This is a genomic window from Melghirimyces profundicolus, assembly GCF_003054245.1.
Taxonomy (GTDB): Bacteria; Bacillota; Bacilli; order Thermoactinomycetales; family DSM-45169; genus Melghirimyces; species Melghirimyces profundicolus.
The window spans coordinates 39,476-50,270 of sequence record NZ_QBKR01000026.1 but is presented as its reverse complement, the minus strand read 5'-3'; the positions used below and the strand labels follow the sequence as shown (position 1 = coordinate 50,270).

Below are 10,795 nucleotides of genomic sequence, written 5' to 3'. Positions count from 1 at the left end.
AGACTTGTGCTCTGTGAGTGCATAGCGAGACCGGGGAGCACAAGCGACCCAGGCGAGACTTGTGCTCTGTGAGTGCATAGCGAGACCGGGGAGCACAAGCGACCCAGGCGAGACTTGTGCTCTGTGAGTGCATAGCGAGACCGGGGAGCACAAGCGACCCAGGCGAGACTTGTGCTCTGTGAGTGCAGCCGGAGCGGCTTTGGGTAAATGCTGCCTTTTTCACAACGCTTCCAGTTGTCAATAGGGATCGGATCACGATCTGCCAACCCCATACAGGATTTCTGATATAATACGACTATCCTGAACCCTTGTGGATCCGGGAGGCGATCCCATGAACCGATACAGTCGGATGAACCGGAAAGAGCTGAAAGAGGAAATCCGTCGCCTGGAGGAGGAAGAAACCCGGGCCCGGCGCTCCGCGATGCCCGGGGAAGAAGCGGTGATCCGCCAAAAAATCAACTTTGCCAAATCCTACCTCACCGATCCGGCAACCATCCGCCCCGGATGGTACGCGGTGGAAGGGGACGACCGCCGCTTCCGGGTGGAGAGACTGAACGGCGTGATGGCATGGGGCTTTTGGGAAGGGGAAAAAATCGAATCGGCCCTTCCGATCGGGATCCTGAAACCGGTCCCGCCGCCGAATCCCTCCGAAGGAGAATGAACGGATGGTCGCGGATAAACAACGCATCAGAGAGAAGGTTTGGAAACGCCTTGAAGAAGAAAAAGCGGGACGCTTCCCCTTCCCGCTGAAAGGGCGCATCCCCAACTTCAAAGGGGCGGAACGGGCCGCCCTCCGGGTGACGGAACTGGAAGCCTACTCATCCGCCCGGACGGTCAAAGTGAACCCCGACGCCCCACAGCTTCCCCTGCGCGCCCGGATATTGAAAGACGGAAAAACGCTCCTCATCCCCACCCCCCGCCTGAAAGCCGGTTTTATCCGGATCCGCCCGGAAGCGGTTCCCCGGGGAGAGGAGCGAAAAGCGGCCAGCCTGTCCCACATGAAAACATACGGATCGGTGCTTCCCCTCGACCGGATTCCCCGGATCGACCTGATCGTCGTCGGCTCCGTCGCCCTCCACCGGGACGGACGACGCCTGGGAAAAGGGGAAGGGTACGCCGACCGTGAGTACGCGATTCTGCGGGAACTGGGCAATCCCGGAGTGCCGGTCGTCTCCACCGTCCACAGCCTTCAGCTGGTGGAGGACGAAATCCCCGTGGAGCCCCACGATCTGACAGTGGACTGGATCGCCACGGAAGACGAACTCTTTCCCACCCACAGCCCCCATCCCAAACCGGCGGGTCTGGACTGGGAACGGGTGTCGGACCAAGAGAAAGAAAAAATGCCCGTCCTCCGGGAAATCGAGGAGCTCACCCGCAAATGAAATCCGGCATCCACCGAACCCCTTACCGGGGTTTTTGCTTTTTAGCGACCATCAATCCCTTGACCGCCTTCTCCCTGATGACCCCGACGCGAAAGAAGGATTCTCCGCGTAAGAAAACCGCAGCGGCAAATCCGTTGCGGTTTTGGGGTTTAATGAAACAGGATTTGGTTCAAAACAGGGTATAGGCCCCCGGACCGGTCAGAGCCAACCCGATGGCGACCGCAATGTAAGCCACATTGTATTCGATTCCGCCTTCGGTGACCCAGTACCCGTTTTTAGCGTGAACTTTCGCGATGGCAACCAGCATAATGATCACAAACAGGGCGGAGGCGACGGGGATCCAGACCCCGGCGGCAAACAACAGACCGCCGATCAGCTCACCCAGTCCCGCGATCACCGCCATCGCGACGCCGGGACGGATCCCGATGGACTCAAAGAACCCCCCGGTTCCCTTCACTCCGTGACCCCCGAACCAACCGAACAATTTTTGGGCGCCGTGTCCGGCCAAGGTCAGACCAAACACCAGACGAATGATCAACAGACCCAAATCTGCCATATCGCAATCTCCTTTCTAATATAAATAATAGTAACTGGATAATAGTTAATCACTTACTTTTCGTTTGTTATCATAAATCAGTCACTTACTTTTGTCAAGTGGATATGGTAAAATAGGGTTGGGAGTGGTGCAAATGGCAAACCATGAACCCCATCATCGCAAACTGTGCCCTAAATTTGAATTTGCCTTCGAACTTTTGGGCAAACGCTGGACCGGGTTGATTATCCGGGTTCTGTTGGACGGACCCAAGCGGTTCAAGGAGATTTCGGCGATGATTCCCGGTATGAGTGACAAGATGCTCGCTGAACGCTTCAAGGAACTGGAATCCGCCGGCATTCTCACCCGTAACATCTACCCGGAGACCCCCGTCCGGATCGAATATGCCTTGACAGAAAAAGGCCAAGCACTGAAGCCCGTCATGGACGAAGTCCAGAACTGGGCCGAAAAATGGTGCGATCCGGTTGACACGCCCGGGGATTGAACGCCCGCTTTCCGGTAACGGCGGGCTTCTTTCCGTTACATAAGGAGGGGATGGAATGGGTAAATTTTTCACCTTTTCGATTTTGTGGTTTCTGACCGGAAATCCCTTCGTCGCACTTCTCATTCTTTTTCTGATCATCTATCTTCTCGACCGGCGTTTCGTCGGGGTTTTTCCCAGTCTTACCAAACCCTTCCGCAGAAACGGACGAATCCGGCGCCTGAAACAGGGCCTGCGCCTGAATCCCCACCATACTTCGGACAAACGGGAACTGGCCCACCTGCTCATGGAGAAAAAACAGTACCGTGAAGCTCTTTCTTATCTCCGGGAAGTACGGAAAGCCATGCCGGATTCCGCCGAAGTGCGGGCGGACATCGGCTTGTGCCATCTGAAAACGGGAAACCTCCGCGAAGGCGAACAGGAAATTCTCGCCGCTCTGGAAGCCGACCCCCGTGTTTATTACGGCGAGCCCTATCTCCGCCTGGGAGAAGCTCTCCGGTCCAAGGACCGGGAAAAAGCCCTTTACTACCTGGAAAAGTTCCGTGAGATCCATTCCTCCTCCTGTGAAGCTTACTATCGGCTGGGGCGGGTCTATTCGGATCTGGACCAACCGGAAAAAAGCCGGCATGCCTATCAGGAGGCGATCGAGATCTACCGCTCCCTCCCCAAATACAAAAAGCGTTCGGAAAGGCCCTGGGCCCTCCGCTCCAGCTTCCGCCTGGGCCTCCTTCCCTCTCCCGGACGCTCCCGCTGAAAAGCACCCGCCGACGGGCGGGTGCTTTCCTTATACGCAGGCAACAACAAAGTATGTGTAAAAAAATGGTTATGAAGAGGCATTTTCGACCATAATACCGAATAGGAGGTGGAATACCGGATGTATTATGTCATCCAGGATTCGGAAAAATATCCCCCGTCGATTCTTCATGAAGATCAGTACTTTCAGTGGTACAACCCCATGAAAAAAGATCACCGGGTGGAGTTCAGGGGTTCCATGAACCAATGCTACTCCTATATTTCCCGCAAAGAACGCCAACAACAACACCCTCCCATTTGACAGAATATTTCCAAGAGGGATTCTCTGACCGGATCCAGAAGGCGCCCGATGGGGCATGAAAAAAACCGCGGTCTCCGATGACCGCGGTTTTTTCAAGGTCAGTTCGCCCGGCGTTTCGCCGTCTTCTTTTTGCGTACGGGAGGGAGCAGTTTGTCTTTCTTCACCGTTCGCTCCGGTTTCCACGTGGAGGGGTCGTTCTCGTCAAACTGCTCCAGGAATTTGATGACTTCCCGGGTGATCGGTGTCGGGGTCGACGCCCCGGCGGTCACCCCCACATAGCTTTTCCCTTTCAGCCACTCGATGTCAATTTCCGTCACATCGCTGACGCGGTGGGCTTCCACACCGGCGATTTCCCTGGACACCTGAGCCAGTCGGCGGGAGTTGTTGGAACGGGGGTCCCCCACCACGATCACCAAATCCGTTTTTGCGGCTTGCTCCGCCACGGCTTCCTGCCGCTCCTGGGTCGCCAGGCAAATTTCATTGACGATTTCGGCCTGGGGATATTTCTCCTGCACTTTTTTCATCAGCTGGCGGGTATCCCACTGACTCATCGTCGTCTGGTTGGTGACGATGATTTTATCCGACCGGATTTTGAGAGCGTCCACGTCTTCCTCTGTTTCCACCAAGTGAACGTGGTCGGGAGCCACCCCGATCGCCCCTTCCGGTTCCGGATGGCCCTTCTTTCCGATATAGACCACTTCATAGCCTTCGGCCACCTTTTCCCGGATCAGATCATGGGTTCTCGTCACATCGGGACAAGTGGCGTCCACCACGGTGAGTCCTTTTTCCCTGGCCCGCTTCCGCACTGCGGGAGAAACGCCGTGGGCGGTGAAAATCACCGTCCCCTTATCCACCTGTTCCAAGAGTTCCAGCCGGTTTTCCCCGTCCAGTGTAATGATCCCCTCTTCTTTAAAGGCATCCACCACATGCCGGTTGTGAACAATCATTCCCAGAATATAGATCGGGCGTGGCAGATCCAGGTTTTTCGCCGCTTCACGGGCCAACACCATGGCATCCACAACACCGTAACAGTATCCCCGGGGGGTGATTCGCAACACATCCATCAGTATCCCTCCCCGGCCCGGTCAGGGGCCGTTCAAAGACATTCTCTGTTATTATATCGCACTTCAGCGGGTTTGACCAAGGCGGGGAGCCGTGACATACGTGAAAAATATGGGCGCGTACCACCGGTACGGCCGCCTCCCGGCGCACATAGGATACATTGTGTCTTGTAAACCATCCATCAAAAGGAGTGAACCACCCCTTGGCTGAAAAAAAGAAACCTTACATCCCCCCCATGCCGCCCGTGAAAAAGCCCATGCCGTTGCCGCCGATGCCGCCGCCAAAGATGCCGCACATGCCGCCGCCGAAGATCCCGCACAGGCCGCCGCCGAAGATGCCGCACATGCCGGCGATGCCGGAGATGCCGCACATGCCGGCGATGCCGGAGATGCCGTACATGCCGGCGATGCCGGAGATGCCGTACATGATGGCCCCGATGGATCCTGGCGCGATGGATCCCTGTATGATGTACCAACAGATGCGAATGTGTCACCGCATGGAACGCCATATGATGGGGCAATACATGATGTCTTGCGGCTACCCTCCCATGCGGGAGAGCTCCAGCTCCATGTACATGGGCAGCAGCCACTGCGGATGCTAAACCCTCCCTTACGGGGAGGTTTTTTGTGTTATTTGTTCTTGCCCCGCTCCCGTATGTAAAGGACCATCAGGATCACGCAGATCACCATCATGAAGAACAGCAGCACATTGACATTCAGAAAATCTGCATAAGGCATTCGGGCCCCTCCCTCCAAAGTGGATACTCTTTCCCCGGATATACTACAAAACCGGTCCGTTTGTACAGGTAAAAACCCCTTCCTGACCCAGTATGAGGAAGGGGTTTGGATGAGGGTTTCAGTTCCGGCTCATGACGGCGGCCTGATCCCGCCTTTGCCGATCCCGGATGTGGCGGGTTAATTCGGCCGTCATCGGCCAGTAATGGAAAGGAGTGATCAGATAGATGCCGCGAAAGTACCGGAGGGCTTCATCCAGCAAGCCTTTGGCCAGCTCCACCCCTGCCCGGCGGGCTTCCGGTCCTTTCAATCCTTCCATCCGTTTCATCACCGGATCCGGGATTTTGACCCCGGGCAGTTCATTGTGAAGGAACAGGGCGTTCCGATGGCTGGTCAGGGGCATGATCCCGATGAAAACGGGGATGGGCAGGTTTCGGGTCACTTCATGGACTTTTCGCATCGATTCCGCGTCATAAACCGGCTGCGTCATGATGAAATCCGCTCCGGCTTCCACTTTTTTCTCCAACCGCCGCACCGCTGCTTCGATCCGGGAAACGTTGGGGTTGAAGGCGGCCCCCACCGTAAACCGGGCTTTCTGCCTCAAGGGTTTCCCCGAGAAGGAAATACCATTGTTCAACTGTTTTACCATGCGGATCAGATCAAAGGAATTGACATCGTAAATGGAACTGGCCCCCGGCAGGTCTCCGATCCGGGTCGGATCCCCTGTCACCACCAAGATCTGGTCGATCCCCAGCGCGTGAAGTCCCATCAAATGGGACTGCTGGCCGATCAGGTTCCGGTCCCGGCAGGTGATGTGGACGAGCGGTTCCGCTCCCGTCCGCTCTTTGACAATGGAGCCGAGGGCCATATTGCTCATCCGGGTGGTCGCCATGGAGTTATCCGCCAGGGTGATGGCGTCCACCCCGGCCCGGTTCAGCTCTTCCGCTCCGCGAAGGTAGCCGGTGATATCCAGATCCTTGGGGGAATCGAATTCCACGATCACCGTGGTCTCCCGCCGCACCTTTTCCGCCACCGTGGGACGGGTGCGCACTTCCACACGGGGACGCACCTCTTTTTCTTCCGGCAGCTCCGGGTTATCCCGGGGGACGGGAGACAATCCTTCCAAGGCCCGTGCCACCTCCCGGATATGTTCCGGCGTGGTCCCGCAACATCCCCCGATCAACCGCACTCCCTGCTCCCGCAACGCCCGCGCCCGGTCACCAAAGTATTCCGGAGTGGACTTGTACCGGAATTCCCCCTCGGTCAACCCCAACCGACCGGCGTTGGGAAAAGCGGACAGAATCAGTCCTTCGGGCACCACCGTCTTTTCCAGAGCCCGCTGGATCTCCAAGGGACCCAGACGGCAGTTGAGTCCCGCCCCGTCGGCGCCGTGCTTCTGCATATGGGCAAAAGCCTCCGTCAGGGTGTGTCCGTCCCGGGTCCGCCCCACCTCCAGCATGGCCACGTTGGCCAGAATCGGGAGATCCGTCAGGGGACGAATCGCCTCCAGCGCCAGGGTCAGCTCCTCCAAGTCCAAAAATGTTTCCAGGATCAACCCGTCCACGCCCGCATAAAGGAGGGCGGTCGCCTGTTCTTCGTAATAATCCCGGTATTCCGCACGGGACCAATTGGGAACCCGGCCGGCATTGATCGAGCCCACGGCGCCGACGACATAGGCCTTCTCCCCCGCCACCCGGCGGGCGATGGCGACCGACTCCCGGTTGATCCGGCTCACCTTCCCTTCCAGACCGTATCGGGCGAGGCGCTCCCGGTTGGCTCCGTAGGTGTTCGTCTCCAAGATCTCAGCTCCGGCCTCCAGGTATTGGCGGTGCACCTCTTCGATCCAGTCCGGCCGGGAGAGGGAGAGTTCCTCTGCCGTCACGCCCACGGGGATCCCCTGCTGATAGAGGTAGGTGGACATCGCCCCGTCCCCCGTCAACAAGCCGTCGGCCAGAGCCCTTCGAAGATCGGGTCGGCTTGTCATGATAGGCTCCCTCCTTTCATTCCGCGTTGAAATATCTCGCCTCGGGGTGGGAAAACACCATCGCCGAGACCGACGCTTCCGGTTCCATCATGAACCCTTCCGTCAATTTCACCCCGATCGTGTCCGGTTTCATCAGTCGGAACAGTTTCGCCTGATCTTCCAGATCGGGACAGGCGGGGTAACCGAAGGAAACCCGAATCCCCTGGTAACGGGCGGCGAAACGCTGACGCATCGTCATTTCCGGCGGATCGGGGAATCCCCAGGCGTCCCGCATCACGTGGTGAAGCCGCTCGGCGAAAGACTCGGCCAGTTCCAGCGCGAAGGCCTGAACCATGTGGGAGCGAAGGTAATCCCCGGACTGCTTCCATTTCTCCGCCCGTTCCCGGATCCCGCAGCCGGCCGTCACCACCAGAAAGCCGACGTAGTCCATCACTCCGGAATCTTTCGGACGGAGAAAATCCGCCAGGCAGAGGTACGGTTCTTTGGTCTGGCGGGGGAAGGTGAAGGTCTCCAGGATTTCCTCCCCGGGCCGGTCCGGGTGATACACATGGATGGAGTCCCCTTCGGACTGGGATGGGAAAAATTGGTACATCCCGTCGGCCCGGAGCTCCTTTTTCTCCCGCAGTTCGGCGACCATGTCATCCATCTCCCGCTGCAGCCGGAGAGCCTTTTCATCTCCTTCTTCCAAGAGCTGCTCCACATTCCCTTTGATCCCGAGGTGCTTCCCGTAGAGCATCTGCTTGTTGATGTAGGGTGCCAGGTGGGTCAAGGGATAGTCCCTCAGGATATGGGGCTTTACATCCGGCGGGGAGTAGACCGGGGCTTCCCGGTCGACGGTGGAAGTGCGGAGGGTCACCACGGTCCCACCGCCTCCCCCGGTTTCCCGGGCACGGGCGCTTTCCGCCCGCTTCAAGGCTTTCTCCCGGTTCCGGCGCAATTCTTCCACCAGTTGCTCCCGTTTCTCCGCATCCCGCAGGCGGTTGGCCAATTCCAACCCGTTCATCGCATCCTTGGCGTAAAGGACCGGTCCGCTGTACTGGGGGGCGATCCGGTTGTCGGTGAACTTCCTCGTCAAGGCCGCCCCGCCCACCAGGATCGGCAGCTCCAGACCGGCTGCTGTCATATCCTGGGCGGTCAGCACCATCTGCTGGGCGGACTTCACCAATAACCCCGACAACCCCACCACGTCGGGTTTTTCCCGGCGGCAGGCTTCGATCAGCTGCTCCGGCGGCACCTTGATCCCCAGGTTGACGACTTCGTAGCCGTTGTTGGAGAGGATGATTTCCACGAGGTTTTTCCCGATGTCGTGGACATCCCCTTTCACCGTGGCCAACAGGATCTTCCCCTTTTTCTCGGTGCTGGTCGTTTCCATATGGGGCTCCAAGAACGCCACCGATGCCTTCATCACTTCGGCGCTCTGCAGCACCTCGGCCACGATCAGCTGGTTGTCGTTGAAAAGGCGGCCCACCTCGTCCATTCCCGCCATTAAGGGGCCGTTGATGATTTCCAAGGGCTCGTATTGTTCGAGTGCCTCTTCCAGGTCCGGGATCAGCCCGTCTTTGCTTCCTTCCACCACGTAACGGGCCAGCCGTTCCTCCAGGGGCAGGCTTTCGACCGGATCCTTCACCGCACTCTTTTTGCCCCGGTAAAAGTCGGCAAACTCCGCCAGGACGGTGTCGTAGTTGGCCTCATCGGTCCCGAACAGAAAGTGCTCCGCCATCTCCCGCTCCCGCTCCGGGATGGAGGCGTAACGCTCCAATTTTTCGGTGTTGACAAGGGCGTAATCCAGCCCGGCCCGGGTCGCGTGGTAAAGGAAGACGGCGTTGAGCACTTCCCTGCCGGCGGGAGGCAGTCCGAAGGAAACATTCGAAATCCCCAGCACCGTCTGACAGTCGGGCAGCGCTTCCTTGATCCGGCGGATTCCTTCCACCGTTTCCGCGGCGGAACCGATATAGGCCCGGTCACCGGTCCCGACCGGAAAAACGAGGGGATCGAAAATGATATCCTCAGCCGGGATTCCGTACCGGTTCACCAAGAGGTCATAAGACCGCTTGGCAACGGCCAGTTTTTTGTCGGCCTTCACGGCCATCCCCTCTTCGTCGATCGTCCCCACCACCACGGCGGCACCGTAACGGCGGAGCAGGGGAACCACTTCGGTGAAGCGTTCTTCGCCGTCTTCCAGGTTGATGGAGTTGATGATCGCTTTCCCCTGGGAGTATTTCAGCGCCCGTTCGATCACCGCCGGGTCGGTGGAGTCAATCATCAGAGGCACTTTCACCTTGTTGACCGCATAGCGCAGGAAACGCTCCATATCCTCCCCCTCGTCCCGGTCCGGGTCAGCCAGGCAGATATCGATCACCTGGGCTCCTCCTTTCACCTGGCGCCGGGCGATCTCGGAGGCTTCTTCAAACTTCCCTTCCCGGATCAGCCCCTTGAACTTCCGGGAACCGATCACATTGGTCCGTTCCCCGACCAGGACGGGCCGGTTGTCCTCTTCCAGGAACAACGGCTCGATCCCCGCCACACCGGTGACGGGTTCGAACCTCGGCCGGCGCGGCGCCTTCCCTTCCAGCGCCTCCGCAATGGCCCGGATGTGTTCCGGAGTCGTTCCGCAACAGCCCCCGGCGGCGTTGAGCCACCCCTGGTCGGCAAAGGCGGCCAGTTTTTTCGCCAGGCCCTGCGGGGTTTCATGGTAGTTGCCGTCCTCGTCGGGAAGCCCCGCGTTGGGGTAGCAGCTGACCCCGCAGTGGGCCAGGCCGGAAAGCGTCCGGAGGTGGTCCCGCATAAACTCCGGTCCGGTGGCGCAGTTCAGCCCCACGGTCAGGGGCTTCAGATGTTGGATGGACAGGTAGAGGGCTTCCACGTTCTGCCCCGCCAGCATCGTGCCCATGGGTTCGATGGTGCCGGAAATCATCAGGGGAAACTCCCTTCCCGCCTCCTCAAAGGCTTTTCGAATCCCGATGCCGGCCGCTTTGATGTTCAGGGTGTCCTGGGAGGTTTCCAGGAGCAACAGGTCCACCCCCCCGTCCATCAGGCCGAGAGCCTGTTCCCGGTAGGCTTCCACCAGCCCGTCGAAGGTGACCCCGCCGGTGACGGAAAGCGTCTTGGTGGTGGGGCCCAACGCCCCCGCCACATACCGGGGACGCTCCGGCGTGGAGTAACGGGCGGCCGCTTCCACCGCGCACGCCGCCGCCGCCCGGTTGATCTTCCGGGCCCGGTCCTCCAAGCCGTACTCCGCCAGCACCACGGAGGTGGCGCCGAAGGTGTTGGTTTCGATCACATCGGCGCCGGCTTCGAGATAGTTCTCATGGATCTTTCGGATGACGTCGGGACGGGTGAGGTTGAGGTTTTCGTTACACCCGTCATAAGCTTCGCCCCCGAAATCCTCCGGAGAGAGGTCCGCCGCCTGCAACTGGGTCCCCATCGCCCCGTCCAGGATGAGGATTTTTTCCTTCAGCCGTTCTTGGATCGGTTTTTTGGAATCCGTGCTTTTCATACGCCCATCACCCCTTTGAATGAAATAAAAAAGACCTTCATCTCCTGAG

At 58.7% G+C, this 10,795-nt stretch carries 11 protein-coding genes; 6 read left to right on the top strand and 5 right to left on the bottom strand.

Translation table 11 applies throughout. The features are described from left to right. Positions 1-331: 331 nt before the first annotated feature. Both C8P63_RS15730 and C8P63_RS15725 read left to right on the top strand, forming a co-directional pair. Entirely contained in the window at positions 332-661 is a 330-nt protein-coding gene (locus C8P63_RS15730) for a DUF1811 family protein (protein ID WP_108025647.1), read from the top strand. Between the two features lie 4 nt (positions 662-665). After that, a complete protein-coding gene (locus tag C8P63_RS15725; RefSeq protein WP_108025645.1) occupies positions 666-1,382 on the top strand; it encodes a 5-formyltetrahydrofolate cyclo-ligase in 717 nt (238 codons plus the stop codon). Between the two features lie 169 nt (positions 1,383-1,551). On the opposite strand, the gene C8P63_RS15715 is transcribed toward C8P63_RS15725, so the two are convergent. Next, entirely contained in the window at positions 1,552-1,938 is a 387-nt protein-coding gene (locus C8P63_RS15715) for a DoxX family protein (protein ID WP_108025641.1), read from the bottom strand. A 133-nt stretch (positions 1,939-2,071) separates the two neighbouring features. Here C8P63_RS15715 and C8P63_RS15710 point away from each other — a divergent pair, with 133 nt between their 5' ends. The 3 genes from C8P63_RS15710 to C8P63_RS15700 all read left to right on the top strand — a co-directional run bounded on the left by C8P63_RS15710 (position 2,072) and on the right by C8P63_RS15700 (position 3,470). Continuing rightward, positions 2,072-2,419, top strand: a complete 348-nt coding sequence (locus C8P63_RS15710) for a winged helix-turn-helix transcriptional regulator (RefSeq protein ID WP_108025639.1) — start codon at positions 2,072-2,074, stop codon at positions 2,417-2,419. A gap of 55 nt (positions 2,420-2,474) precedes the next feature. Further along, complete coding sequence (locus C8P63_RS15705; RefSeq protein ID WP_108025637.1) at positions 2,475-3,170, top strand: tetratricopeptide repeat protein; 696 nt, start codon at positions 2,475-2,477, stop codon at positions 3,168-3,170. A gap of 120 nt (positions 3,171-3,290) precedes the next feature. After that, positions 3,291-3,470 carry a hypothetical protein gene (locus C8P63_RS15700; protein ID WP_108025635.1) on the top strand — a complete coding sequence of 60 codons (180 nt, stop codon included), beginning with the start codon at positions 3,291-3,293 and terminating at the stop codon, positions 3,468-3,470. A gap of 98 nt (positions 3,471-3,568) precedes the next feature. Here the strand turns inward: C8P63_RS15700 and C8P63_RS15695 are convergent, their stop codons facing one another. Both C8P63_RS15695 and C8P63_RS15690 read right to left on the bottom strand, forming a co-directional pair. After that, positions 3,569-4,534 (bottom strand): 4-hydroxy-3-methylbut-2-enyl diphosphate reductase, encoded by a 966-nt coding sequence (locus C8P63_RS15695; RefSeq protein WP_108025633.1) that lies wholly within the window; start codon positions 4,532-4,534, stop codon positions 3,569-3,571. A gap of 220 nt (positions 4,535-4,754) precedes the next feature. Continuing rightward, the gene (locus C8P63_RS15690) at positions 4,755-4,958 is read right to left on the bottom strand and encodes a hypothetical protein (RefSeq protein WP_108025631.1); all 204 of its coding nucleotides are present in this window, start codon (positions 4,956-4,958) and stop codon (positions 4,755-4,757) included. Here C8P63_RS15690 and C8P63_RS19235 point away from each other — a divergent pair. Beyond that, on the top strand, positions 4,957-5,133 hold the full coding sequence (locus C8P63_RS19235) for a hypothetical protein (protein ID WP_170109707.1): 177 nt from the start codon (positions 4,957-4,959) through the stop codon (positions 5,131-5,133). The two genes, C8P63_RS15690 and C8P63_RS19235, sit on opposite strands and share 2 nt — an antisense overlap. Before the next feature lie 254 nt (positions 5,134-5,387). Here C8P63_RS19235 and C8P63_RS15685 read toward each other — a convergent pair whose 3' ends face one another. Beyond that, the gene (locus tag C8P63_RS15685) at positions 5,388-7,250 is read right to left on the bottom strand and encodes a bifunctional homocysteine S-methyltransferase/methylenetetrahydrofolate reductase (protein ID WP_211308298.1); all 1,863 of its coding nucleotides are present in this window, start codon (positions 7,248-7,250) and stop codon (positions 5,388-5,390) included. 16 nt (positions 7,251-7,266) lie between these two features. Further along, positions 7,267-10,746, bottom strand: coding sequence for a methionine synthase (gene metH / locus C8P63_RS15680; RefSeq protein WP_108025627.1), 3,480 nt, complete (start codon positions 10,744-10,746; stop codon positions 7,267-7,269). Positions 10,747-10,795 lie beyond the last annotated feature (49 nt).